The 25088-nt window shown below is 40.5% G+C and carries 23 protein-coding genes; 9 read left to right on the top strand and 14 right to left on the bottom strand.

The window, feature by feature from the left end; translation table 11 throughout:
* Window positions 1-187 precede the first annotated feature (187 nt).
* From ABMY35_RS06275 to ABMY35_RS06290, 4 genes are read left to right on the top strand one after another with little or no spacing between them, the layout of a single operon-like run.
* Entirely contained in the window at window positions 188-1141 is a 954-nt protein-coding gene (locus ABMY35_RS06275; RefSeq protein WP_252371489.1) for a Fe(3+) ABC transporter substrate-binding protein, read from the top strand.
* Window positions 1141-2775 carry an iron ABC transporter permease gene (locus ABMY35_RS06280; protein ID WP_349285473.1) on the top strand — a complete coding sequence of 545 codons (1635 nt, stop codon included), beginning with the start codon at window positions 1141-1143 and terminating at the stop codon, window positions 2773-2775. Before ABMY35_RS06275 ends, ABMY35_RS06280 begins: the two co-directional genes overlap by 1 nt.
* Window positions 2772-3803: an ABC transporter ATP-binding protein gene (locus tag ABMY35_RS06285; RefSeq protein WP_349285474.1), complete on the top strand. Its 1032-nt coding sequence runs from the start codon at window positions 2772-2774 to the stop codon at window positions 3801-3803. Before ABMY35_RS06280 ends, ABMY35_RS06285 begins: the two co-directional genes overlap by 4 nt.
* 27 nt (window positions 3804-3830) lie before the next feature.
* Window positions 3831-4748 carry a Dyp-type peroxidase gene (locus ABMY35_RS06290; protein ID WP_349285475.1) on the top strand — a complete coding sequence of 306 codons (918 nt, stop codon included), beginning with the start codon at window positions 3831-3833 and terminating at the stop codon, window positions 4746-4748.
* On the opposite strand, the gene argR is transcribed toward ABMY35_RS06290, so the two are convergent.
* Complete coding sequence (argR, locus tag ABMY35_RS06295) at window positions 4745-5212, bottom strand: transcriptional regulator ArgR (RefSeq protein ID WP_058030925.1); 468 nt, start codon at window positions 5210-5212, stop codon at window positions 4745-4747. The two genes, ABMY35_RS06290 and argR, sit on opposite strands and share 4 nt — an antisense overlap.
* Window positions 5213-5508: 296 nt before the next feature.
* Here argR and mdh point away from each other — a divergent pair, with 296 nt between their 5' ends.
* Complete coding sequence (mdh, locus tag ABMY35_RS06300) at window positions 5509-6450, top strand: malate dehydrogenase (RefSeq protein ID WP_058030924.1); 942 nt, start codon at window positions 5509-5511, stop codon at window positions 6448-6450.
* A 225-nt stretch (window positions 6451-6675) separates the two neighbouring features.
* Here the strand turns inward: mdh and ABMY35_RS06305 are convergent, their stop codons facing one another.
* Entirely contained in the window at window positions 6676-8010 is a 1335-nt protein-coding gene (locus ABMY35_RS06305) for a peptidoglycan DD-metalloendopeptidase family protein (protein ID WP_349285476.1), read from the bottom strand.
* A gap of 149 nt (window positions 8011-8159) precedes the next feature.
* Between ABMY35_RS06305 and tyrS the strand changes: the two genes are divergently transcribed.
* Window positions 8160-9359, top strand: coding sequence for a tyrosine--tRNA ligase (tyrS, locus tag ABMY35_RS06310; RefSeq protein WP_349285742.1), 1200 nt, complete (start codon window positions 8160-8162; stop codon window positions 9357-9359).
* Window positions 9360-9434: 75 nt separating this feature from the next.
* On the opposite strand, the gene ABMY35_RS06315 is transcribed toward tyrS, so the two are convergent.
* From ABMY35_RS06315 to folE2, 4 genes are all read right to left on the bottom strand, one after another.
* Window positions 9435-10400 (bottom strand): cobalamin biosynthesis protein, encoded by a 966-nt coding sequence (locus ABMY35_RS06315; protein WP_349285477.1) that lies wholly within the window; start codon window positions 10398-10400, stop codon window positions 9435-9437.
* On the bottom strand, window positions 10400-11107 hold the full coding sequence (mtnN, locus tag ABMY35_RS06320) for a 5'-methylthioadenosine/S-adenosylhomocysteine nucleosidase (RefSeq protein WP_349285478.1): 708 nt from the start codon (window positions 11105-11107) through the stop codon (window positions 10400-10402). The genes ABMY35_RS06315 and mtnN overlap by 1 nt, the downstream gene beginning before the upstream one ends.
* Before the next feature lie 176 nt (window positions 11108-11283).
* A complete protein-coding gene (locus tag ABMY35_RS06325) occupies window positions 11284-11880 on the bottom strand; it encodes a DUF2726 domain-containing protein (RefSeq protein ID WP_058030920.1) in 597 nt (198 codons plus the stop codon).
* 75 nt (window positions 11881-11955) lie between these two features.
* Window positions 11956-12876: a GTP cyclohydrolase FolE2 gene (folE2, locus tag ABMY35_RS06330; protein ID WP_349285479.1), complete on the bottom strand. Its 921-nt coding sequence runs from the start codon at window positions 12874-12876 to the stop codon at window positions 11956-11958.
* Window positions 12877-13085: 209 nt separating this feature from the next.
* Between folE2 and arcB the strand changes: the two genes are divergently transcribed.
* Window positions 13086-15410, top strand: a complete 2325-nt coding sequence (gene arcB, locus ABMY35_RS06335) for an aerobic respiration two-component sensor histidine kinase ArcB (RefSeq protein WP_349285480.1) — start codon at window positions 13086-13088, stop codon at window positions 15408-15410.
* Window positions 15411-15577: 167 nt separating this feature from the next.
* Here arcB and arcA read toward each other — a convergent pair whose 3' ends face one another.
* From arcA to trmB, 5 genes are all read right to left on the bottom strand, one after another.
* Entirely contained in the window at window positions 15578-16294 is a 717-nt protein-coding gene (gene arcA / locus ABMY35_RS06340) for a two-component system response regulator ArcA (protein WP_138480158.1), read from the bottom strand.
* Window positions 16295-16401: 107 nt separating this feature from the next.
* Window positions 16402-16869: a YfiR family protein gene (locus tag ABMY35_RS06345; protein ID WP_349285481.1), complete on the bottom strand. Its 468-nt coding sequence runs from the start codon at window positions 16867-16869 to the stop codon at window positions 16402-16404.
* Between the two features lie 44 nt (window positions 16870-16913).
* On the bottom strand, window positions 16914-18536 hold the full coding sequence (locus ABMY35_RS06350) for an ATP-binding protein (RefSeq protein WP_349285482.1): 1623 nt from the start codon (window positions 18534-18536) through the stop codon (window positions 16914-16916).
* 318 nt (window positions 18537-18854) lie between these two features.
* Entirely contained in the window at window positions 18855-19892 is a 1038-nt protein-coding gene (locus tag ABMY35_RS06355) for a methyltransferase (protein ID WP_349285483.1), read from the bottom strand.
* A gap of 134 nt (window positions 19893-20026) precedes the next feature.
* Complete coding sequence (trmB, locus tag ABMY35_RS06360; RefSeq protein ID WP_138629563.1) at window positions 20027-20752, bottom strand: tRNA (guanosine(46)-N7)-methyltransferase TrmB; 726 nt, start codon at window positions 20750-20752, stop codon at window positions 20027-20029.
* 125 nt (window positions 20753-20877) lie between these two features.
* On the opposite strand from trmB, the gene mutY reads away from it, so the two are divergent.
* The gene (mutY, locus tag ABMY35_RS06365) at window positions 20878-21936 is read left to right on the top strand and encodes an A/G-specific adenine glycosylase (RefSeq protein WP_349285484.1); all 1059 of its coding nucleotides are present in this window, start codon (window positions 20878-20880) and stop codon (window positions 21934-21936) included.
* Between the two features lie 40 nt (window positions 21937-21976).
* Window positions 21977-22249, top strand: coding sequence for an oxidative damage protection protein (locus ABMY35_RS06370; protein ID WP_058030911.1), 273 nt, complete (start codon window positions 21977-21979; stop codon window positions 22247-22249).
* A 245-nt stretch (window positions 22250-22494) separates the two neighbouring features.
* Here the strand turns inward: ABMY35_RS06370 and serA are convergent, their stop codons facing one another.
* The 3 genes from serA to ABMY35_RS06385 form a co-directional block, all read right to left on the bottom strand.
* On the bottom strand, window positions 22495-23724 hold the full coding sequence (gene serA, locus ABMY35_RS06375; RefSeq protein ID WP_058030910.1) for a phosphoglycerate dehydrogenase: 1230 nt from the start codon (window positions 23722-23724) through the stop codon (window positions 22495-22497).
* A gap of 9 nt (window positions 23725-23733) precedes the next feature.
* Window positions 23734-24390: a ribose-5-phosphate isomerase RpiA gene (gene rpiA, locus ABMY35_RS06380; RefSeq protein WP_138480172.1), complete on the bottom strand. Its 657-nt coding sequence runs from the start codon at window positions 24388-24390 to the stop codon at window positions 23734-23736.
* 92 nt (window positions 24391-24482) lie between these two features.
* Window positions 24483-25088: a 5-formyltetrahydrofolate cyclo-ligase gene (locus ABMY35_RS06385; RefSeq protein ID WP_349285485.1), complete on the bottom strand. Its 606-nt coding sequence runs from the start codon at window positions 25086-25088 to the stop codon at window positions 24483-24485.

The following is a 25088-nucleotide window of genomic DNA, read 5'->3' on the forward strand; positions in this document are numbered from 1 at the left end:
TCTCTTACATAACCAGTTGCAAATTAGGCATTAATAGAAAATCTAGTTACAGTTTTTGATCAGCAAAAGGGTGTACTTTAAAAATAGAATAGTTAAAATTAGTTGATAATAATTATTGTTTGGCTTTGGAGGCCTTATGAAAAAAGCATTGGCTATTCTACTCTCAACTGTCACGTGTTTGCCTGCTATGGCAGCCGAAGAAATCAACATTTATTCTTTCCGTCAGCCTTTTTTAATTCAACCTATTCTTGATGATTTTACCAAGCAAACAGGCATTAAGACGAATGTGGTTTTTGCAAAAAAAGGGTTAATTGAAAGAGTTAAACGTGAAGGAAAGCATAGCCGTGCTGATGTGGTTTTAACATCAAACTTCAGTGCTTTAATGCAATTAGAGTCGATGGAACTAACTCAGCCGATTAAGAGCGACGTTGTGACCAAAAACGTACCTGCGAGCTTTCGCGACCCAGAAGGTCAGTGGGTTGCACTGACTAAACGTGTTCGTAACGTATATTCATCTAAAGAGCGTTTAGGTAAATTAGATGCGCTAACTTATGAAGAATTGGCTGATGTAAAGTATAAAGGAAAAATTTGTACTCGCTCTGGTAAGCACCCTTATAATTTAGGGCTAGTTGCATCTATGGTCGCGCACCATGGTGAAGCAGAGACTAAATCATGGCTTGAAGGGGTTAAAGCAAATTTAGCAAGAAAACCACAAGGTAATGACAGAGCGCAAGTTAAAGCAGTGAAAGAGGGCTTATGTGATCTTGCATTGGGTAATAGCTATTACTTTGGCAAGATGCTGCAAGATGAAAAGCAAAAGCCGTGGGCTGATTCTGTTTATATCAATTTCCCGAATCAAACAAACCGAGGCGCTCATTTAAATGTTTCGGGTGTTGTACTAACGAAATATTCGAAAAATAAAGAAAACGCCTTGAAACTTATTGAGTTTATGACGGACAATAAGGCGCAAAATATGTATGCGTCTATGAATATGGAATATCCAGTTAAACCGGGTGTAGCACTTTCTGAACTTGTGGCATCTTGGGGTGAGTTTAAGGAAGACAACTTACCATTGTCAGAAATTAGTAAATACCGTCCTTTAGCACTTAAGCTAATCGATGAGGTAAAATTTGATCTTTAATGCAATCATTACTTTCTCTGTCTAAGTGGCAGGTTTTTGCTTGGTTGATAGGCGTTTGCTTATCAGCACCACTGGCATTTTTAATCTTCGAGTCGCTGCAAGGCGACTCTGATGTTTTTACCCACCTGTGGGATACCGTGCTTTGGGATTATATTTATAATACCTTAGTACTAATTGCCGGCGTGCTCCTCTTAAGTTGCTTAATTGCATTACCGCTCGGCTGGCTTACTGCTTATTGTCAATTTCCCGGTAAAAAATACTTCGAATGGGCGCTGATGTTACCTTTAGCAATGCCAACCTATATTATTGCCTACGTCTACACCGACTTATTTGATTATGCTGGGCCGGTGCAAATTGCCTTAAGAGAGTGGTTTGGTTGGCAATCGCCGGATGATTATTGGTTCTTTGATATTCGTACATTAGGTGGTGCAATCGTGATGATTGCACTGGTTTTATACCCTTACCTCTACCTTATTTTTAAAACTGCTTTGCGTGAGCAGTCATTCAAGTTATTGCAAGCTAGCCAACTAATGGGTATGAGCCCACTACAAAGCTTCTTCAAGGTGAGTTTACCTCTTGCAAGAGGTGCTATTGTCGCAGCGCTTGCTTTGATCAGTATGGAAACCATGGCAGACTTTGCCACTGTGCATTATTTTGCTGTCAGCACGCTTACAACAGCCGTGTATGATACTTGGCTCGGCTATTATTCTCTAACAGCGGCTGCGAAAATTTCTGGGATAATGTTGTTGTTCTTATTTGTGGCCATCACACTAGAGAAAATCAGCCGTAAAAACACCACAGTGCATGAAAGACAAAGTGCCATAAACGACACGCATTTATATGTGCTATCAGGAAAGTACGCTTGGTTTGCCAGTATCTATTGTATTGTGGTGTTGTTTTTTGCTTTTGCTTTACCGGTTGGTGTGCTCGTTAGTTATTCAATAGATTACTTCGATCAAGCATGGAACTCTGAGTTTTTCTTATATGCTTGGCAAAGCTTGAAGATCTCTTTGTGGGTAAGCGTTATTGCAATCGCGTTAAGTATTATCGTGTTGTTTTATCAGCGCATTGGTGAACAAAAGTCTAAGGCTTTGCCAGGGCGTGTATCAAGCACAGGTTATGCATTACCTGGAACAGTATTAGCGATTGCGGTTTTATTGCCTCTAACTTTGCTTGATACTAAGCTAAATGAGTGGTTAGAAGGCACTACATTTGAACCTGGGCTACTATTTAGCGGTACTATTTTTGCCATGGTATTTGCGTATGTGGTACGTTTTTACGCCATTGCTCAAGGCGCTGTTGAAGCGAGCTATGTACGAATTAGTCCGTCGCTTGATATGGCAAGTCAAAGTATGGGTAAGAATTTTGCACAAATGCTAACTAGTGTGCATATCCCACTTTTACGCGGGGGCATTTTAACTGCTGGGTTATTGGTGTTTATCGAATGTATGAAAGAGCTTCCAGCTGCCTTATTGCTTCGTCCTTTCAATTTTGAAACCTTGGCAACCCATGTATTCCAATATGTGAGTGACGAGCAGCTAGAGCTTGCGTCCATTTCTGCATTATTTATTGTTCTTGTTGGCTTAGTGCCTTTGTATTTTGTTAATCGCTCAATGGAGCAGCACAATTCATGAGTAGTTTGTCTTTAAAAAACTTAAGCTATCAATACGATGGCCAAAAAGTGATTGAAAATTTAGATTTAGAAGTCGCCGAAAATGAAATTGTTTGCTTATTAGGTGCCAGTGGCTGTGGCAAAACCACCACTTTAAAAGCCGTGGCAGGTTTATTAACGCCTCAGCAAGGTCAAATTGTTATTCATGGTAAAACCATGAGTGACAACACGCAGTTTACAGCACCGCAGCATCGTAATATTGGTATGATGTTTCAGGATTATGCGTTATTTCCTCACTTGACGGTTGCTCAAAATATCGCGTTTGGCCTAAGTAAATTTAATAAGGCTGACAAACAAGAACGTGTAAATGAAATGCTTGAGCTTGTGCATTTATCTGAATTTTCTGAGCGTTATCCTCATGAGCTTTCAGGTGGTCAGCAACAACGTGTCGCCATTGCGAGAGCGCTTGCTTATAAACCTAACTTGTTACTGCTTGACGAGCCTTTTTCGAATATTGATGCGCAAGTGCGCTTCCAACTGATCAATGACATTCGACAGATCATAAAAGATCAAAAGGTCTCAGCTATCTTTGTGAGTCATTCAAAAGAAGAGGCCTTTGCTTTTGCAGATAAACTGGCTGTAATGCATCAAGGTAAAATCGCCCAATTAGGCGATGCTAAAACACTGTTTGAGCAGCCAGCTTGTAAAGAAGTGGCAGAATTCTTGGGGCAGGGCATTTATATTCCAGCGCAGGCTGAAGATAAATGCAAGTTTACCACTTCATTTGGTAGCTTTACTTCGACAAAAGCGTGTGAAAATGCGCAGGGTACAGGGCAAATTTATATTCGACCTGCTCATATACAGCTAGAAAATGGCGACACGAATGACGTCGAAATTCTGCAATCGCGTTTTATCGGGACTGAGTTTATTTATCAAATAAAAGTGGCAGAGCAAGTCATCGAAGTGCCTGTCGAAAGTGAACATGCCCTGAATATTAATGAGCCAGTGACTTTTAAAATTAAGCCACATGCGGTAAATTTCTTTTCATAGTCATTACTTATTATAACTTGGGGTGCCATGGCTCAGCCGCAGTCAGGAGTGTGTGCAGAGGCAAATCTGCATGGACTACATTTGTTTTTTAATGTACTTGATGGTCAAGATGAAGCCGTTAGAGCAGCATTAGGGCAATGTGAACGCTTACAGTCAGAGTTGAGCGACCGCTTCTCTGAGTCTATGGTATCTAGCTTTGTGGCCATTGGGGCACAATACTGGCCGCATATATATCCTGAATGTATTCCTAAAGAGTTAAAAAGCTTTCCGCATATTCGCTCTCACGAGCACCTAATGCACACTCAACCATTTGATTTGTTGTATGTGATCCGATCTGACAGAGAAGATGTGAATCATCTATTTGCTCAAAGTGTCAGGCATATGTTGGCTGGCAAAGTAGAATTGGTTGCACATATCCGCACTTTTCGTTTTTTAGATGGCAGAGACTTTAACGGCTTTATTTATGGTGCTAATACGCCTCATGGACGTTTTAAGCGCCAAGTGGCTTTAGTTCATGACCCTGAAAGCTTTGAAGACCAAGGTAGCTACATTCATGTGCAGCGAGTGAAGTTTGATCTAAACCGTTGGCAACAACTCAGTCTGAATGACCAAGAAGCTATTATGGGGCGCTCTCGTTTAGAAAATAAAAAGCTAGAGATTCCTTTGTCTAATAATCACGCAGCTCTATCTGAGCTTAACAATGCAGACAACTTACCACTGCTGCTTGAGCAAAGCATGCCGTTTGGAGATGTGTTTGAGCAAGGATCTTTATGGGTGAGTTGTGCCGCTAAGGGCAGTGCTTTTGAGAAGTTGTTAGCGACTCGAGTAGGAAACGAGCAGCACTACGATGCGTGGCTAGATTATTGTCAGGCCGATATGGGGGCTGCGTTTTTTGCGCCATCCGTGCAGTTTTTGCAAAACATGGCGCAAATAGCCGAAAGTTAAACGTTGTCGAATAAGGTTTTTACTTTCTCAAGCGTTACATCTATCTCTGAGATTTTAGCTGGTGCAATAAAAATAGTATCGTCACCAGCAATGGTACCTAATACGCCATCTGCAGTACCTAATGAGTCTAATAAGCGGGCAATCAGTTGAGCTGCACCAGGGCTGGTACGGATGATGATCATCATTTCATTGTGCATGATATCAATCACTAATTGTCTTAATGGGCTTTTTGCCGTTGGTACGCCCATTTCTGCCGGTAAGCAGTAAACCATTTCCTGTTTTGCGTTACGAGTTCTTACCGCACCAAACTTACTTAGCATACGTGACACTTTGCTTTGACTTACATTATCAAAGCCTTGATCTTTCAGGGCATCGACAATTTCACCCTGCGAGCCAAAGTTTTCTTCTTTTAATAGTGCTTTGAACGCCTTAATCAGTGCTTCTTGCTTCTCGTTTGCTTGCATAATTGAACTCGTTTATTAAATATTACTTAGATTTTACACAATTCTGAATCCAGACCCAACTTTGCAATTAAAAAACAAAGTGAATTGATTGCAAGATTTACTGAGATGTTGGATATTTCCAGAAATAGAAAAATGAATATTTTGAAGTGTAAAGCGAGCTTGCACGCTGAAAGCAATATTTTACAACTATAGTCGAAAAAAACCTTAAAATAGCGCCGATAAATTTGTTTTTACCTGCACTTTTCATTATCTTTACAGCACACACAATTCCACCTTCAAATTATGGAGAATTCCACATGAAAGTTGCTGTATTAGGTGCCGCTGGCGGTATCGGTCAAGCTCTATCTTTACTTCTTAAAAATGGCCTTCCTGCAGGTTCTGAGCTATCTCTATACGACGTAGCGCCAGTTGTTCCTGGTGTTGCTGTAGACCTATCTCACATCCCAACTGCAGTTAAAGTTGCAGGTTTTGGTGCAGATGATCTTGACGCAGCGCTAGCGGGTGCTGACATTGTTCTTATCCCAGCTGGTATGCCTCGTAAGCCTGGTATGGACCGTGCTGACCTTTTCAATGTTAACGCTGGTATCATCAAGACACTTGCAGAAGGTATCGTACGTAACTGTCCTAAAGCACTAGTTGGTGTTATCACTAACCCAGTAAACGGCACTGTACCAATTGTTGCTGAAGTATTCAAAAAAGCGGGTACTTATGAAGCTTCACGTGTATTCGGTGTAACTACGCTAGACGTTATCCGTTCAGAAGCATTCGTTGCTGAACTGAAAGGTGTTGACGTATCTGAAGTTAAAGTACCAGTTATTGGTGGTCACTCAGGTACTACTATTCTTCCTCTACTTTCTCAAGTTGAAGGTGTTGAGTTCACTGAAGAAGAAGTTGCAGCACTTACTCCACGTATCCAAAACGCGGGTACTGAAGTTGTTAACGCGAAAGCGGGCGGCGGTTCAGCAACACTTTCAATGGGTGCAGCAGCAGCACGTTTCTGCTTCTCACTAGTTAAAGGTCTTCAAGGCGAGCAAAATGTTGTTGACTATGCATACGTTGCAGTTGAGAACGGTGACGCAGCATACTTCGCACACCCAGTACGTTTAGGTACTAACGGTGTTGAAGAAATTCTTTCTTACGGCGAGCTAAGCGCGTTCGAAGAGAAAGCAAAGAACGACATGCTAGAAACATTAAACAAAGATATCCAAGAAGGTATCGACTTCATGGCTGCGCAATAATCGCAACCTGAAAGTTTTAAGACCCGCTTCGGCGGGTTTTTTTATGCCTGAACCTTTTTGCTTGGCACCTTTTGTGTTTAACCTTGGTAGCTAAGAGCTAAGAGCTAAGAGCTAAGAGCTAAGAGCTAAGAGCTAAGAGCTAAGAGCTAAGAGCCAATAAATTAAAAATTAGGGTATAAAAAAGCAGCTACAGCGCTGCTTTTTAATTTGATAAGTTACTTAAGGTTAGTTATTCAGAGCTAACCTAAGTTCTCTTGAGCGCTCTAGTTGGGCAAGTAAGTCTTTAGCGACCGGTTTGAACTTCGCCAGTTCGGTTTTAGGTAATGGTTCCGACTTAGGTAGTTTTACTGTTTTCGGGTTGCGGTGAACCCCATTCACTAAAAACTCATAGTGTAAATGCGCACCAGTTACTCGGCCTGTTGCACCAACAGTACCAATTTTTTGGCCCTGTTTTACCTTCTGGCCTGTTTTAACCATACGTTTATTCAGATGCAGGTACTTAGTGACATACTGACTGCCATGCTGGATAAACACATAGTTACCATTGAGCTTATTGTATCCGGACTTAGTGACTTTACCATTACCAGCAGAAACTACTGGAGTACCAACGCGAGCAGCGTAATCAATGCCTCTGTGTGGTCTTACTAAACCAGTAACCGGGTGTTTACGACGTGGGTTAAAGTTTGAGCTGATATATTTAAAGTTAACTGGGGCGCGCAAGAAGGCTTTACGCATACTGCGCCCTTCTGGTGTGTAGAAATTACCGTCGGTGTGACGAATTGCACTAAAACGTTCACCTTGATTAATAAACTCAGCAGCGATGATTTTACCATTTCCGATCAGCTCACCATCGACGTAATGGGTCTCGTAAACCAAAGAAAAGGTATCGTCTTTTCGAATGTCATTGGCAAAATCGATATCCCAACCAAAGATGTCTGCAAAGTTCATAATTTGACGTTCGGATAAGCCAGCCGAAATACCAGCTGTCCAGAAGCTTGATTTAATTTTACCGCCAGCGCTTTGATTGACTGTTTCGATTTCTTTGCTGTGAATCGCTGTTTGATATTTTTGCTCTTCATCTAACGATACCAACAAAGTATCTGTTTTCGAAAGCACATATTTAAGGTGGGTTAACTCACCTTCGGTATTCTTTGCAAAACTCAACACCTCACCAGGGTGGATTTTAGTCAGTTTGCGTGTTTCAGCATTGGTGTTAACTAGTTTATGTAGAGTCTGCGCTGAAAAGCCTGCTCGCTTGAAAAGTACCGCAAGGCTATCACCATGTTTTACTTCAAAGTCATTAAACTCTAGGGCATCAATTGTGGTCTTCTCTGGCGCTTGAACTTCTGCGGGGGCACTTAAAGTTGTAAGCTGCTCTTCATTTTCAGAAACTTTTACGGGTAATTCGTAACGTTTGCCAACTTCGAGTGCTTTTTTGTCACTATCTCTTGATGCAGTTGCCTTTTCTGACGGCCATAAAGCAATTATCAGCATGACAGAAATGCAGGTAAGAATAAGCAGTTTGTGTTTTTTAGGAAGCTTATGAACAACGTGAACCATAACGCGCCTTTTCTGCTGTCAAGATAAATCGGTAATAATATTGCAGGATATACGCAATAAAGCGTGAATACCAGTGTTTTGTGCATTTAAACTGATCTGAATATAGGCTAGAATCGTGCGATAAACTGTATATTTTGGAGCGACGAATGGTGGACTTTGAAACTGCATTAGCTGAGATTAAGCGCGGTGCAGAAGAGATTCTTATTGAAGATGAATTAAAGGAAAGATTGAAATCTGGTAAAAAGCTAAAAATTAAAGCGGGTTTCGATCCAACAGCACCAGATTTGCATTTAGGTCACACTGTTCTAATTAATAAAATGAAAACCTTCCAAGACTTAGGTCATGAGGTTATTTTCTTAATTGGTGATTTCACCGGTATGATTGGTGATCCAACGGGTAAAAACGTCACTCGTAAACCACTAACACGTGAAGACGTGTTAGCAAATGCTGAAACTTATAAAGAGCAAGTTTTCAAAATCCTAGATCCTGCAAAGACCACAGTAGCATTTAACTCTACTTGGATGGAACAGCTAGGCAGTGCAGGCATGATCAAACTAGCTGCACGCCAAACGGTTGCGCGTATGCTAGAGCGTGATGACTTTAAAAAGCGTTATGCTGGCGGTCAAGCGATTGCAATCCATGAGTTCTTATATCCTTTAGTACAAGGTTGGGATTCTGTTGCACTGGAAGCTGACGTAGAATTAGGTGGTACTGATCAGCGCTTCAACCTACTAATGGGTCGTGAGTTGCAAAAAGATGAAGGTCAAAAGCCACAAACAGTATTAATGATGCCGTTACTAGAAGGGACAGATGGCGTTCAAAAAATGTCTAAGTCACTAGGTAACTACATTGGTATTACTGATGCACCAAACGACATGTTTGGTAAAGTCATGTCAATTTCAGATGAATTAATGTGGCGCTATTACGAGTTATTAAGCGCACTTTCAATTGAAGAAATTGAAGGCCTTAAGCAAGAGGTTGCAAATGGTCGTAACCCGCGTGACATTAAGATTGATTTTGCTAAAGAAATGATCGCACGTTTCCATAGTGAAGCAGATGCTGAAGCTGCACACCAAGATTTCATTAAGCGTTTCCAAAAGAATGCTTTACCTGATGAGATCCCAGAAGTGACTATCACAATTGATGAAGACTCTACGATGATCTCCCAGCTGCTTAAAGAAGCAGGTCTTGTAGCTAGTACTTCAGAAGCCATGCGTATGATTAAGCAAGGCGCTGTTAAGTTAAACGGTGAAGAGAAAGTGACTGATAGTAAGCTTGTGATTGAGAAAGGCTCTACACAGATTTACCAAGTTGGTAAGCGTAAGTTTGCAAAAGTGACAGTAAGCTAAACACTCGTTATTTCAAATATTAAAAAGCTGGTTTTAAACCAGCTTTTTTTATGTCTTTTTTTCATGTTTATTTGCTTAAGTATTTAAATAAAGCGCAACAAACCAATCTAAAAGCCATATCAGTGCGATCAAAGAGAAAGTAAACCACTTAATTCTTTCTAAAAATGTTAAACACTGCTTAATATCTTCAGGCTCAGGGTGACGTTCAGCGCCAATACGCATTTTCGCAAAGCGCTCACCTTGATATTTACACGGGCCACCTAACTGAATTGATAGGTTTGCTGCAAATAGAGATAAGATCCAGCCAGTATTCGTTTGATAGCAGTGCCTTGCATAGTGCTTGAAGTAATGAAAAGTTTTCTTACCTTGTAAAAACAAGGCCAGTAAAAAGATAAAGCCTCTGAGCGGTAAAAACTCAATATAAAAAATGGCTGCCTGCAATGGTTTTATAAAAGCGCTATTCGGCGGCACGCGCTTGCGCCAAGCATGATCACATACCAGTAGTAATTTAAAAGAGAATGCAGCGAGCGGGCCGAGTAATAAGTAAAAGAAAATCACAAGGTAGTAGTGACGAACCGTTCTTAAGGCTGTGCTATCTATGCAGGCTTTGGCAATACCTATACTTGATAACTCATTGACTTCACGAACTACGTTTTGTGCCAACAATTGCCTCGCTGTTGCTTTTTGTTTTTGTTGTAGAAGTGCAGCTATGCGTTTGGCTCTTTGTAAAACGCGAGTATCTAAACAAAAGTAGAGTACTAATCCCCCGAGCCAAGCTGGGTAAAATGCAAACTGACTGATCAGTGCTGCAATAAGTACAATGGTAAAAATGGGGAGAAAGAAACCTAATACACCGGCTATTTTTTGTAATGAGGCACTCCGCTCAGGTTTAAAGACACGAGCGCCTATGCGTTCAAAAATAAGCGAAAAGAAAGTAATAGGGTTGTAGCTATTCAGCAGCGGTAACGAGTGAGCCGCTGCTATCGCGCAGATAAAAATAATGAGGCTTTGAAAAGCCTCAAACGGCTGACTTTCTAACATTATAAGCTAGTGTTGTTTAGCTGCTCAAGTAGTTCAGTCACTAGTTTAGAAGAATTTACAGAAGCAACTTCTAGGTATTCTTCAAAAGATTGTGGAGACTCTTTACCTGCAATATCTGATAGAGAACGGATCACAACAAATGGCGTATTAAGTACATGGCATGCCTGAGCAATTGCTGCGCCTTCCATTTCTACAGCTAGCATTGATGGGAAATCTTGACGCGTTTTGTCAATGCGAACAGGATCACACATAAAAGAATCACCAGTACAAATTAAGCCAACCTTTGTTTGTGTGTCTTCAAGGATAGCTACACTCGCTTTCGCAGCGTCAATTAATGCTGCATGAGCCGCAAAGCCAGCAGGCATTTGTGGGACTTGACCAATCTCGTAGCCAAAAGCTGTTACATCTACATCGTGGTGGCGAACTTCGTCAGAAATAACCACATCACCGACATTTAATTCAGGATCAAAGCCGCCAGCAGAACCGGTATTAATGACGCAGTCTGGGTTGAAATTGTCAATTAAAAGGGTTGTCGCAACGGTTGCTGCCACTTTACCAATGCCAGATTGAACTAGAGTCACAGTATGACCGGCTAGTTCGCCAGTATAAAAAGTGAAGCCACCTTTAGTTAGCTCTTCTTTGTTTTGTAAAGCCTCACGCAAGATTGCAACTTCAGGCTCCATTGCACCGATAATACCTACTTTCATGATTTCTATTCCTCAAAAAATTTTCGCTAGTATAGCCTATCGAACTTTTATAAAAAACTTGTTCATATCAGCGATGATATAAAGCTTTATCATCATGGTATTGAGTGCAAAGCATCTATTTAGAAAGAAAAAAGCCCTTTGAATATTCAAAGGGCTTACGTGACATATGGAAACTTTTAAATTTCAGCAAGCTGGGTTTGCGTTGAATGCGCCTTTGCTTGCGAAGGAGAAAGCACTGCAGGCTTCTCTGTACGTGTTCTCGGTTTGCGAACTGGTTGCGGTTGTTGACCAATTTTATACAAAATTGCGCTACGTACTTCATTTGCTTTATAGCCTGTTTTTACTTTCATACGAATATGTGGAATATTCGCTGACTCTAAAGCACCATTAACAAACCAATCTTTTTGCGCTTTATGGCCACTCTTGTTCGAATTGTTTACAAGATCAACAGCTGCAACAATGTTTAGTGTGGTTTTATCAATAAGTACGTAATCGAGTTGTTTATTTTTAGCTTTTGCCAACGCCGCTCTGCGCGCTTTTTTTGACAAACCGGGCTTACACTCGATTAAATCAATCAACTTCACACGGCTGACAATCTTAAATTTATCGCCAACTGCACGTTCTAATAGACTTAGGAAAGTGGCTTCAACAGTACTGAAGACAGATTCTTTACGATTGAAAGGGTATGGATTGCCACCTACATCGGTATATTTTGCAATGACGATCGAAGCGCCAGCTACCAATGCAAAAACTAATAATAAAGCGAACTCCATATAACACTCCACAACAACAATTTGACTTTGAACTTTATAAGCAAAGTTCTTGCCAATTGTGGAGTGAAAACAGGTTTAAGCTGAATAACCGCCAGGTAAGCCTTTGAATGCATAGGCCACGGCGTCGTGAGCATGTAAAGATTCGTAGTGATTAATCTTGATATAGTAGTCGGCAAACCCTGCGTTTTCGAACAGTGCTTTGAGCTTTCTTGCCGCATCTTCACAAAACATCAGGTTTTGGCCGTTCAAACGAGCGAACTCTTGCTCATCTTCGCGTTTCACTGCCGCTTGAACGGGGGTTTTAAGTTCATCTTCAACTAAGTTGACTAACCCTACAATGTCGAATTCTTGACAGTTTTCATCAAGTTTAACTTTAATGTTTGAAATACTACGTTGCGAATGCGGTGTTGCTAATACGCCCTCGGTAGTGCCAAGCCAAGCATGCACTTCTTCGTGAGAAATGTCTTTATCTTTAAACTTCGCTGCGAAAGCGTCTTGAATAAGTTGACGAGCTAACGCCGCAGAGCAAGGACAAGTAGATGAGTAGGTAACATCTAATGCCAGTTCTATAGAAAACGTTTGGTTAACCAACGAGGCAGTAATGCTTACTGGGTAACTTTTCCAACCTTGTTTTTTGCTTAGTAAAGAAGGTCGGCGTAGTGGCAATTCAAAGTTAATAACCACTTTTGCCGCATCGCTGATATCTTGGTGTGTCGTTACAAATTCGTCGAGAAGTTGCTTTAATGTACTTGGAGAAAGTGCTTGTTCACAAGACAAATTATCTAGAGCTAAGAATAAGCGAGACATATGAATGCCTTTCGCGTCTTCTTTATGCAGGTTTACAAATGCGTCTGCTTTTGCTGTTACAGTTTGCTCCGGCAAGCCTTTTGTTGCAAGCATTAAAGGTAGCTCGATGTTACCCATTCCTACCCAATCTAATTTACCGGTTTGAAGTGCATCGGCTGAATGAGCAATATCTGGCATTGTAGTCTGCATGTTAACCCTCTTTTTCACGACATTTTCGAGTCGCGAATATTACACTATTTAGCGCTTTAATGCGTATATGTTCTTATTATCAATTAGCGCGTTTATTGAGAACTGTTAAGAACATTATACGTCTATTATGGCTTTTTGGACTTTTAATGCTTTGGGATTAATCACTTGCTTGCGTATAATGAAACAGTTAACGGAGCAAATTGATTAATATGATAGATTCTTCATTTGGATCATGGCTAAAAGTCCTTGCCAATGTGATTAATAAGTACGGTGAAAAACAAGCTGGAGTGCTGTGTTATTGCCTAATATTACTCGCCTCACTAATTCTGTCGTGTATGTTCTATTATGTGGCGTTAGGCGAGATTGTCATTGTTGACGTATTGGCAATTATGTTTTTTGCCGCCGTTACTTCTCCTGCCTTACTGGTTATTTGCATTCAAGCACTCAAAGAACTTGAGGCTTCTAGAGCGTATTTAGATACTGCAACTCAACAAGAAAAGCTTTTAAATCAGAGCTTAAAAGACAATATAACCCGGCTAAACAGCGAAATTGACGAACGTAAAATCGCTTTACATGCTAAGCACCGAGCCATTGAAGAGTTACGTCGTGAAATCGCAGAGCGTAAGAAAACGCAGCAAGAACTTGCGCAACAAAGTATGCTGCTTCGCTCAATTGTCGATTCTTCTCCCGATTTATTCTATTACCGCGACGAGCGAGGTATTTTTGCTGGTTGCAACAAGATGTTTGAAAAAGTCATGGGTAAGCATAGCGATGAGCTTATCGGTAAAAGTGTTTTTGATATTTACCCTGAAAGCTACATTCCTGAAGTGCTTAAAACCGATGAGCAAGTTGCGAAAACGCATCAAGCGCTCACGCTAGACGTTGAGTATCCGGTCAATGATGAAAACCGCTGGTTTGAGATGCGCAAGCTGCCATTTATCAATGAGCAGGGCGAGTATATTGGTTTACTTGCGTTTGGCCGTGACATTACTTCGCGTAAAGAGGCAGAACAAGAGCTTGAAACAGCCTATAAAGATAAAGGTAAGTTCATTGCGACTTTAAGTCATGAGCTTCGCACACCACTGAATGGCATCGTAGGTTTAACTCGTATGATGCTAGACACAGATCTGAGCAAGCAACAAAAGAGCTGGTGTAATACCATTTTCTCGAGTGCAGAAACCTTAGGTAATATTTTCAATGACATCATAGATCTCGATAAAATCGACAGAGAGCAGTTAGATATTGCTGCCGACAGTATCAATGTCTCAGATTTTATTAATGATGTGGTGAATTTTGCTGGGCTTATTGCAGAGCAAAAGGGGTTAGAGTTCAATATTAGCAGGCAAGGGATCTTAGATGTCTACGCTTTATTAGACCCAACTCGCTTAAGGCAAGTGCTTTGGAATTTAATTAACAATGCCGTGAAATTCACGCACAGAGGCAGTGTGACACTTGAATGTAAGCGTGAAAATCGTGATGGCGAAGTGTGGCTCGTTATGAGCATTACTGATACCGGAACAGGTATTGCACAAGATCAACTCGCTAGAATCTTCGAAATGTATTACAAGGCACCAAGTGCTAATGGTTCGAATGCCATAGGTTCAGGGATTGGACTAGCAGTGACGAAAGCGCTTGTTGAAGCAATGCAGGGCAGCATTCAAGTTAGTAGTATTGTTGGTCAAGGAAGTCGTTTTGAGGTTGAAATTCCACTAACCTTGACAGCAGCACCAAAAGAGCAAAGCTATGCTGGTCGTAGCCTTTACATTCTGTTAGTTGAAGATGTGCCTTTGAATGCAGAAATCGCGACAAACCTACTTGAGCAGCGAGGGCATGAAGTCATTTGGGCCGAAACAGGTGAGGATGCACTTTCGTTTGTTGCAACTGAAGATGATCTCGATTTGGTCTTACTCGATATGCAATTGCCAGATATCAATGGTGATGAAGTTGCTCGGGAGATTAGAGCTGACAGCCATTTCGATAAATTACCTATCGTCGCCTTAACAGCTAATGTTCGTAGCGCAGAAGAAGAGCTTGAAGGGATAAGCATTCAAGGCGCACTAGCTAAGCCAATCAATACTATTAAGCTTGATAAAATGCTTGCAGAGTTATTCGGTATTAATGCCAGAGCGACTAAACCTAAACTCATAGAAACTAAAGCCAATTGTGCTGATAAACAAGCTGAATTTACTTTGCTTGAAATGGAAACTATCTGTGATTTTATCGACTCAATGGGCGTTGAAGCGTTTAAACGAAGTTCAGATCTATTTGCTAAGTTAAGTCCTAAGTATTGTGAAGAATTACAGCAATCTATCAATAGCAGTGACTTCGATGAATACAGCTCTGTGGCTCATAAACTTAAAGGTGCATCTGGTTCAGTTGGTTTAAAGCAAGTTCAAGAGCATGCTAAAAAGATGGAAAAAGAAGTGGCTGAAGTCGGATCTGAAGTCGCTCAAACCTGGTTAGACGAATTATATGATTTGCTTGAAGCGGGACAAAAAGAACTTAAAACGGTTGTTGATAGTTGGAACGGGTAACTGTTAAAGAGCAAGTTAGCATAGTATGAGTGAGGGGGCTTTATATTGAAGTTATCCAAAATACTTTTGAGCCCTTAGTTTAGAAATAATATTTTAAAATAATGAATTTTAGTTATTAAAAAAGGGCCGTGAGGCCCTTTTTTACAAGTATAAACTAGTAAAATTGATTAGCTATCAATCTTACCGATGAAGCGGTAACCTTCACCGTGAATAGTACTAATTAGCTCAGAAGTATTAGTATCACTTTCAAAGTGCTTACGAATACGACGAATAGTAACATCAACTGTTCTGTCATTTGCGCGAAGTTCACGACCAGTCATATGCTTAATCAATTGCTCACGGCTGAAAATACGGCCCGGTGAATCAAGCATTAAACGTAAAGCACGGTACTCGCCTTTAGGTAAGCGCTTAGCTTCACCTGCAGGAGATGTTAAACAACGGCTATTCTCATCAAGTTCCCAACCGTTGAACGTAATTACACCACTGCTTTCAACAGATGCATCTTCAGGGCTGTTACCTGTACGAGAGATTAAGTTACGAGCACGAATTGTCAGCTCTCTTGGATTGAAAGGTTTTGTGATGTAATCATCAGCACCAATTTCTAAACCAAGAATACGGTCAACATCATTGTCGCGGCCAGTTAAGAAAATTAAGCCAACGTTTTTCTTCTGACGAAGTTCGCGAGCTAAGATTAAGCCATTCTTGCCTGGTAAGTTAATGTCCATAATAACCAGGTTGACATCATCATGAGTCGTTAGCTTGTCGTGCATATCATCGCCATCAATGGCTTCAATTACTTTGTAACCTTCTGCCTCAAATAAACTAACGAGGTTCAAGCGAGTTACGTCTTCATCCTCAACAATCAGAATGACTGGCGTTTGCATTATCATTTAACCTTTTAGGAATATGTTATTTACATTTTATTCGGTACTAGAAAAAAAAACCGAATATTTAAGATTATAGGAGTATATCTAAATGTTAACAAGTAAAATCAGTTAGGGTGAAACTTTGCTACGGCGAGTAACCGAGAAAGTACTTTAAAGTTATGTTTTGCAATCTGTTGCTTATTAACATAAAGCCTGATTTTATTGCCCTCCTGAACAAGCGCCGCCATTCCTTCATTATCTAAAAAACTGAGGTTATCACTAACCATTAACATATCTAGGGGCGTATTCTTGTCATAAGAAGACAGTATATCATTGCCAAGAGCTCCATCAAAGTATGTGATTTCACATTGACTGGAAAGTTCCAAAATAGCGGTGTTTTTTTCTACTTTTTTTATGCTAATTGGTAAACCTTTTATTTTCAGGCTTTTATTTTTAGTAAGTATTGCGCCGGGCCCTGACTTCAGATCATAAAAACAAAAACGGATGCCGCTATCGCCCATTGATGGAAATTCAATAAAATTTGCCATTTGATATAAAAAAGCAGAGCGAATTTGTTCCGGTGTTTTGGCCATAACACCGAAAGAGCAAATTAACAGAAAGCAGGTTAACCAAAACCTCATGATGTCAATTCGCCTAATGGTAAAGAAATAACAAATCGAGTGCCATCGCTATAGTCTTCGTCTAGAGTAATAGAGCCATCTAAAGCCTGAGTGACTAGGTTGTAAACTAAGTGCATACCTAGACCACTGCCACCTTCCCCCCGTTTGGTTGTTACAAATGGATCGAAGATCCTCTTTTTAATAGAAGTTGGTACGCCACTACCATTATCCACATATGTAATCTCTAGGTTGCTTCCCTTGCTTTCAGCACCAATTTTGATCTGATTATTTTGCTCATTTTCAAAACCATGAATAAGAGAATTCGATATGAGTTGTTCGAATATTTGCTGAAGAGGGCCTGTCTTACTCGAAATAGTTAATTTTTCAGGTAAGCTTAATTCAATCTCTGGTGACTTAATTGAAATTTCCGCATTCATAGCCATTAAGATATTATTTAACAAAGCACTCACGTTGACGTCAGCACTAATTTCAGTATCTTGACTCACTGCCACACGCTTAAAGTTAGAGATAAGATCAGCGGCACGGTTTAAATTTCTATAGATAAGATCAAGGTTTTCAACCCCATCGTTAATAAATCTTTCTAGTTGTTTAGATGTGAGCGTCTTTTGCTCAAAGGCCGACTGTATATCAGCGAGCTTATCTCTTAAAAGCGTTGAACCTGTAACACCAAGGCCAATTGGCGTATTTACTTCATGGGCAACCCCCGCAACCATTTGACCCAAAGAAGCCATTTTCTCACTTTCTACAATCTGGTTTTGGTATTGGTGCATGCGCTCTAAGGTATTAAGTAATTCTTGGTTTGCTTCACGAAGAGCTATGGTCCTTTGATTAACTTTTTCTTCTAAGCTTTGGTTTAGTTTATTAATTTCTTGTTTATCAGCTTCGTGACGTTCAATTTGATTTTGTGTACGAGAAAGCATGATATTGAGATTATTTGAAAGGGTATTTAACTCTTCAATGTGACTGCTCGATGCTCGCGTGCTGTAATTATGATTTTTAGATACGTCTTGGAGAAGCAAAGATAGATCTTCAATAGGTGCTGCAATGCGCTTTTGTATACTACGAGAGACTAATAGGACTAATAAGAGAACGAAGAGGGTGAGTAATATATCTACAAGAATTTTGTTGTTGATGTACCTATTCAGTCTCTCAAGAGAGCCTCTAATGTAAACATAACCCTCAATTTTTCCTTCATACTCAACAGGCTTTATTAGCTCTATGTGATCGTCAGTGATGCGCGGCATTTTGAGTTCTTCAATACTGCCGACCTTTAATGGTACTGGAGGTGTTTTACTAGCGTTATAGCTGGTAAAAAAAACAGGTTTTTTTGTAACGTCGTCAATATCATAAATATGTATGTTTTTGACGAGCTCAACTTTACTAAATGACTTTAAACGTTTTTCTTCGGTTTTCCTGTCTTCGAAAATCAGCGTGATCTGGGCATTAAAAGCAATGATATCGGCTATCATATCGAGCTTATTAATGATCAGCTGTTTTTGTTCTTTAACGTCAAGATAAGTAGAGATAGAAATTGATAGCGATAGGCATAGAGCTGTTACGAGCATCACTGCACTTATCAATACCTTTCTAATGCTTGTTTTTGTTATTTGTTTAGCCATTCGCTAGCCTTTGCAACCTACATGCTTACCAATATGGTGTGAGTAGTAGACATAAACTTCAAATTTTTGAAATGTTTACAAAAATAAAGCGTTATTTAGAACTTTAATAAACCTAGTGTAGCAAAGGGAAAAAATAAAAATAACTAAAAATTGCGATGAAGCCTAAGCTATTTTTCTTTAAGTTTGAATTATTTCATTCTTTGTTCTTAGAAATGAAAGTTAGGTCATTTGGTTTAAAAAATAGTCTGGCAACTCAGGGAAGTTTTGAGCAGGGCCATTAAGCGTTTATAAAGCTGAATGACCCATTAAGTAAAGCGGTTAAGGTTTTTGTGCGTGGTATACCGCAAATTTATTATTTTTCGCAATGGTTACATACTCACCAAACTGTGCTTCTAAGATTGGCTGATATTTTAAGAAGCTATTAGCAACTATGGTAAGCTTGCCTTTAGGTTTTAAGAATTGCTTAGAAAGTGCTAAAAAGTCTTCAGCAATTTGATAATCAGTTGAAATACCCGTATGGAATGGCGGATTACTGATGATTAAATCAAATTGCCCTGACACAGCTTGCATACCATCACTCAAAATCACATTGCCTTCGAGGTTATTTAGTTTTAGCGTCTGTTCGGTAGCATATACAGCTAAAGCGCTGACATCTAAACAGTTCAGTCTCAATTCTGGAGTTTTTAGTCCTAGGTAAGTGGCGATAATCCCTGCACCACAGCCAAAATCTAGCACTTTACCTTTATAAGGCACGGCAATTTGCTCGAGCAACAGACGAGTACCATCATCTAATTTACCGTGATTGAAAACGCCAGGCACACTTGCTACTACAAAGCTCTGGTCGTTCACACTCACAGTGAATGTGGTTTGGTAACTGCTGATATCAAAACGCTCTATTAAAGTTAAATCAGCAAATTCAAACAATACGCAGTGTTTTGCGCTTTCTAATTTATAAAATTCACCTGCAAAAGGTTTAAACTGCTTTTCAGCAGATTTAACGCCCCCTTTGTTGTCGCCAACAATTAAAACACGTGTTTTAGGTGAAGCGACGGCTCGGATATTATCGAGCATCATCAAGGCTTCAGGCTTTGATTTCGGATAGTAATAGATAATTAAATCTAGCTCTTCGAGAACAGGCAAACTATGACCAACATGGCTAGTAGTGCCTTTATGTTTTTGTGAGTCTTGATGATCAGCAAGGTTATAGCTAAAAGCATTAATATCGCTATTTGGGTTTAATTGCTTTAACTCGCGAAGAAAGCCGTCGCGCATGGTGTTAATCACTAAAATGCGCTGACCTGTAAGTTCTTCTTCGTTGCGAAGAAGCAATAAACTTGGGTTTGCTAATCGACTCATAAATACTCTATTTAAAATCTCTACTTAATTTTGCGCAAAGGCAAAACTATACCAATCCTAATTTCATTAAGATAAAAGAGCCATCAGGCTCTTTTATCTAACTAAAAAATAACTGTAAAAGTTAGAATTAAATTTTAGTTGCTACGCTTGAACATTAAATCCCAAACGCCGTGACCTAGGCGATGGCCGCGCTGTTCAAACTTAGTCAGTGGGCGATTGTCTGGGCGAGGCACATAATCTTGTGTCTCAGAGATATTTTCGTAACCAGGTGCTGCAGTCATTACTTCTAGCATATGCTCTGCGTAGTTTTCCCAGTCAGTAGCCATGTGGAACACGCCGCCAATTTTTAGCTTTTGGCGTAGGCTTTCAACAAACTCTGGCTGCACAATACGGCGTTTGTGGTGGCGCTTTTTGTGCCAAGGATCAGGGAAGAATAACTGCATGGTTGTTAGGCTGCCATCAGCGATGCAATCAGCAAGCACTTCAACAGCGTCATGTTCAAATACACGCAGGTTCGTTAAACCCGCTTCGTCGGCTTCCATTAAGCATGCACCAACACCCGGGCGGTGTACTTCAATACCGATGAAGTTTAAATGCGGCGCGTTCTTCGCCATTTCAACTAACGATTTACCCATGCCAAAACCGATTTCAAGCACGACGTCGTTGTCGTTGCCGAATACTTGAGAGAAATCTAGTAAGCCTTGGCTATGCTCTAAGCCCATGCTTGACCAACATTTTTCAATGGCAGCAGCTTGTCCTTTTGTTAAACGGCCTTCGCGCTTTACAAAACTACGGACTTTGCGGATGTATTTACCTTCATTTAGAGCTTCTTCTAAATTGGCTTTACTCGATTCGTTCATAATCAATTCTGTGCTGTAAAAATGGGCGCATATTATCCCTGTTCCACGTCCGAAGTACAATACTTGACTGGATATAAAAGGCCTCTACACTGTGCGCCGAGTAAAGTAATCATAGTCGTGGTGATATGCAGGTTTCAAAACAGCAAGCCAAATGGTTTGCCGAGCAAGTAGTAGAGTGGTACCACCTTCATGGTCGAAAGACCTTACCTTGGCAATTGGGCAAGACGCCTTACAAGGTATGGGTGTCGGAAGTGATGTTGCAGCAAACACAAGTTGTTACTGTGATCCCTTATTTTGAACGTTTTATGGCGCGCTTTCCGACGATTGTCGATTTAGCTGATGCACCAGAAGATGAAGTGCTGCACCACTGGACTGGTTTAGGTTATTACGCCAGAGCACGTAATTTACATAAAACAGCGAAAATTGTGCGTGATCAATATGCAGGCAAGTTTCCTGAAACTTTTGAACAAGTTGTCGATTTACCGGGGATAGGCCGTTCGACTGCAGGTGCGATTTTGTCGCTCTCTCTGGGTCAGCCGCATCCGATTTTAGATGGTAATGTAAAGCGTGTTCTAGCTCGATTCTTTATGGTTGAAGGCTGGTACGGGGTTAAAAAAGTAGAAAATTTACTTTGGTCCTTAAGCGATACCATCACGCCAAAAGACAATGTCACTGAATTTAACCAAGCCATGATGGATTTAGGCGCTAGTCTTTGTTCGCGTAGTAATTTTAACTGCGAAGCTTGCCCGTTAGTGAGTCAGTGTCAAGCCTATGCAAACAACCAAGTTAAAGCTTTCCCTAACTCTAAACCGAAGAAAGAAAAGCCAAAAAAGCAGGCGTATCATTTAATAATAAATGCAGATAACAAGGTGCTAATGGAAAAGCGCCCAAGTTCGGGCATTTGGGGGGGGTTGTTTGGCTTCTTTGAATTTGAGTCATTACAAGACGTTGAGGCTTTTATTGTTCAGCAGGGGCTTAAAGGAAAAGTACAATCTCTAGAATCGTTTGTGCATATTTTTACTCACTTTGAACTGACGATACATCCGCAAATTTTAAAGTTAGATACTATTCCAGATTGTGTTCATGACAATCCGCTTATCTGGTTTGACTTAGCAGAGCATCCAGAAGTTGGGCTTGCAGCACCAACGAAAAAGTTAGTTAAACTCCTAGGCACAATGGGGTAGACTAACGTCATTAATCGAGCATTTAATTAGGTGATGAACTATGGCACGCACAGTGTTTTGTCAGAAATTACAAAAAGAGGCTGAAGGCCTTGCTTTTCAACTTTACCCTGGTGAAGTAGGTGAAAAGATTTTCAATAATATCTCTAAAGAAGCTTGGCAACAGTGGCAGCATAAACAAACCATGCTGATCAATGAAAAGCACCTAAACATGATGGACCCAGATCACCGTCAGTTGCTTGAAGAGCAAATGGTCGGTTTCTTATTTGAGGGTAAAGAAGTAGAAATCGAAGGCTATCGTCCACCTGAGAAATAATACCAATCCTCTTAATTAAGTGATCTATTTTGAGGCAAGTAAAACTTGTCGATAGCAAGGCGAAAATTTTGCTATTTAGTTGTTCTAAATAAGAAGTTTTCAACGAAGCTAGCGTCAGTTTTAGTCCCTCAAAATGATTAAGTATTATTGAGAATTGGTATAATCTTTATCTAAATTTAAAAAGCCCCGCAAACTCTAGTTTGCGGGGCTTTTATTTGTTTCTTACTTTTCGGTGCTATTTGCGATTAGTGAAGAATACGCGCTCTGATAGTACCTTCAACTGCGCTAAGCTCTTTCAGCGCTACTTCAGAATGGTCGGTATCTACATCAATAACAACATAACCAATTTTGTCGTCGGTTTGTAGGTACTGAGCTGCAATGTTTATGCCGTGCTGAGCAAATGCCTGGTTAATTTGCGTAAGTACACCCGGGCGGTTGACGTGAACGTGTAATAAGCGGCTACGATTCGCAAGCTCAGGTAGTGATACTTCAGGGAAGTTTACCGCACTTAATGTAGAGCCATTATCTGAGTATTTAGCCAGTTTACCCGCGACTTCAATACCAATATTTTCTTGCGCTTCTTGTGTCGAACCACCAACGTGTGGGGTTAAGATCACGTTATCAAATTCGCGCAGTGGAGAAACAAACTCTTCATCGTTAGATTTTGGCTCTACTGGGAATACGTCGATTGCAGCACCTGCTAGCTTTTTATCTCTTAGAGACTCTGATAGTGCATCGATATCGACCACTGTACCGCGAGAAGCATTAATTAAAATCGCACCTTGCTTCATCACTTCAAGCTCAGCCATACCGATAAGGTTCTTGGTCGATGGTGTTTCTGGTACGTGCAAACTTACTACATCGGCACGTTGTAAAAGTTGTGTTAGGTTTTGAATTTGTTGTGCATTACCTAGCGTCAGTTTGTCTTCGATATCGTAAAACTCGACTTTCATACCGATGTTTTCAGCCATAATACCAAGCTGAGTGCCGATGTGGCCGTAACCAATAATACCTAAAGTTTTACCACGAGCTTCATAAGAGCCAATAGCTGATTTGAACCACTCTCCACGATGAGCCATAGCATTACGCTGTGGAATGCCACGAAGTAATAAAAGAATTTCACCTAGTACGAGCTCAGCTACTGAGCGTGTATTTGAGAATGGCGCGTTAAATACCGCAATACCACGTTCTTTAGTCGCTTGTAGGTCAACTTGGTTTGTACCAATACAAAAGCAGCCTACTGCGACCAATTTTTCTGCAGCATCAATAACGCGTTGATTTAAGTGAGTACGCGAGCGAATACCCACAAAGTGAACGTCTGAAATACGTTCGATGAGTTCATCTTCAGGTAAGGAAGTCTTTACATAATCAATGTTGCTATACCCATTTCGCTTAAGAGTTTCAACAGCGCTTTGGTGTACGCCCTCTAACAACAGTATTTTGATCTTTTCTTTTGCTAAAGAAACCTTACTCATGACTCATTCCTATTTTACAATTTTAGGACCTTCTGGTGTCCCTGTGATAACGATGTCTGCGCCGCGCTCAGCAAATAAGCCGTTGGTAACTACGCCGACGATTTGGTTAATTTGTTGCTCAAGCTGCTTTGCATCGTTGATCTCTAAACCGTGAACATCCAAGATCACATTACCGTTGTCAGTGATCACGCCCTGACGGTAAACCGGATCGCCACCTAGTTTAAGCAGTTCTCTTGCCACATAACTGCGTGCCATAGGGATCACTTCAACCGGGAGTGGGAATGCACCCAAAGTCTCTACATGCTTAGTGTTATCAACAATACAAATAAACTTATCAGCTACTGCCGCTACGATTTTTTCACGGGTTAATGCTGCGCCGCCGCCTTTGATCATGTCATTTTGCGCATTGATCTCATCAGCACCATCAACATACACGTCTAGCTTAGCCACATCGTTTAACTCGTAAACTTCAATGCCTAGTGCTTTTAACTTTTCAGTAGAAGCTTCTGAGCTAGATACCGCGCCTTTAATGTCATCTTTAATGCTGCCTAACGCATCAATAAAGTGATTTACCGTAGAGCCTGTACCAACACCTACAATCGTGCCTTCTTCTACAAACTCTAGTGCAGCCCACGCCGCTGCTTTTTTCATTTCGTCTTGAGTCATTTCAGTTCCAAGGTTGTTGTCAAAAGTTGTCAACGCAAGTATACCGAAAACGTAGGCAAAGTGACGTGTTTTAAGCGTTTAACGTTGAAGTTTTACCACTGGTAAAACTTCGTCGGTGTTAAAATCTGCTGTAAAGGCACATCCCATGCTTCTATTGGTAAGCTTTCTACTTTCTGACAATCATGAGCAAGGCCTATTAACTTAGGCTTCTCACGTTGTTCAGCATAGTGCTTTGCCAATGTTCTATCGTAGTAGCCGCCGCCCATTCCAAGTCGATTACCTTGCTCATCAAATGCAACTAAGGGCATTAGCAAAATATCTAATTCAGGAAGCGGGCAAATTTGGCTGCAATTCAGCTTAGGTTCCAAGATAGCATAGCGATTAGCCACCATGGGTGAGTTTTCTTCATATTGCTGAAATAGCAATGAGGCGCCGTTGAAAGGGTGAATTATAGGTAGGTAAACTTGATGTTTTTTAGCTCTAAGTTCTTGAATTAGTTTGTTTGTGTTGAGTTCACCATCATTGCTTAGATAGAGCCCTATTTTGGCCTTTTTAGGGAGGTTTACCTGTTGAGAAAAATTAATAGTTAAATTTTCTTCAGCTTGATTTTGAAATGATGGGGTTAGATTTCTTCTAGCTTCGCGCACTTTTTTTCTAATTTCAGTACGCGATATTTTCGAATCGTGAATTTTACTCAT

Origin of the sequence: Pseudoalteromonas sp. BZB3, assembly GCF_040104455.1 — a bacterium.
Taxonomy (GTDB): domain Bacteria; phylum Pseudomonadota; class Gammaproteobacteria; order Enterobacterales; family Alteromonadaceae; genus Pseudoalteromonas.

Coding starts and splice junctions, on each gene's coding strand:
- ABMY35_RS06275 (WP_252371489.1), top strand. CDS start 188: ATGGCAGCCGAAGAAATCAACATTTATTCTTTCCGTCAGCCTTTTTTA.
- ABMY35_RS06280 (WP_349285473.1), top strand. CDS start 1,141: ATGCAATCATTACTTTCTCTGTCTAAGTGGCAGGTTTTTGCTTGGTTG.
- ABMY35_RS06285 (WP_349285474.1), top strand. CDS start 2,772: ATGAGTAGTTTGTCTTTAAAAAACTTAAGCTATCAATACGATGGCCAA.
- ABMY35_RS06290 (WP_349285475.1), top strand. CDS start 3,831: ATGGCTCAGCCGCAGTCAGGAGTGTGTGCAGAGGCAAATCTGCATGGA.
- argR (WP_058030925.1), bottom strand. CDS start 5,212: ATGCAAGCAAACGAGAAGCAAGAAGCACTGATTAAGGCGTTCAAAGCA.
- mdh (WP_058030924.1), top strand. CDS start 5,509: ATGAAAGTTGCTGTATTAGGTGCCGCTGGCGGTATCGGTCAAGCTCTA.
- ABMY35_RS06305 (WP_349285476.1), bottom strand. CDS start 8,010: ATGGTTCACGTTGTTCATAAGCTTCCTAAAAAACACAAACTGCTTATT.
- ABMY35_RS06315 (WP_349285477.1), bottom strand. CDS start 10,400: ATGTTAGAAAGTCAGCCGTTTGAGGCTTTTCAAAGCCTCATTATTTTT.
- mtnN (WP_349285478.1), bottom strand. CDS start 11,107: ATGAAAGTAGGTATTATCGGTGCAATGGAGCCTGAAGTTGCAATCTTG.
- ABMY35_RS06325 (WP_058030920.1), bottom strand. CDS start 11,880: ATGGAGTTCGCTTTATTATTAGTTTTTGCATTGGTAGCTGGCGCTTCG.
- folE2 (WP_349285479.1), bottom strand. CDS start 12,876: ATGCAGACTACAATGCCAGATATTGCTCATTCAGCCGATGCACTTCAA.
- arcB (WP_349285480.1), top strand. CDS start 13,086: ATGATAGATTCTTCATTTGGATCATGGCTAAAAGTCCTTGCCAATGTG.
- arcA (WP_138480158.1), bottom strand. CDS start 16,294: ATGCAAACGCCAGTCATTCTGATTGTTGAGGATGAAGACGTAACTCGC.
- ABMY35_RS06345 (WP_349285481.1), bottom strand. CDS start 16,869: ATGGCCAAAACACCGGAACAAATTCGCTCTGCTTTTTTATATCAAATG.
- ABMY35_RS06350 (WP_349285482.1), bottom strand. CDS start 18,536: ATGGCTAAACAAATAACAAAAACAAGCATTAGAAAGGTATTGATAAGT.
- ABMY35_RS06355 (WP_349285483.1), bottom strand. CDS start 19,892: ATGAGTCGATTAGCAAACCCAAGTTTATTGCTTCTTCGCAACGAAGAA.
- trmB (WP_138629563.1), bottom strand. CDS start 20,752: ATGAACGAATCGAGTAAAGCCAATTTAGAAGAAGCTCTAAATGAAGGT.
- mutY (WP_349285484.1), top strand. CDS start 20,878: ATGCAGGTTTCAAAACAGCAAGCCAAATGGTTTGCCGAGCAAGTAGTA.
- ABMY35_RS06370 (WP_058030911.1), top strand. CDS start 21,977: ATGGCACGCACAGTGTTTTGTCAGAAATTACAAAAAGAGGCTGAAGGC.
- serA (WP_058030910.1), bottom strand. CDS start 23,724: ATGAGTAAGGTTTCTTTAGCAAAAGAAAAGATCAAAATACTGTTGTTA.
- rpiA (WP_138480172.1), bottom strand. CDS start 24,390: ATGACTCAAGACGAAATGAAAAAAGCAGCGGCGTGGGCTGCACTAGAG.
- ABMY35_RS06385 (WP_349285485.1), bottom strand. CDS start 25,088: ATGAGTAAAATTCACGATTCGAAAATATCGCGTACTGAAATTAGAAAA.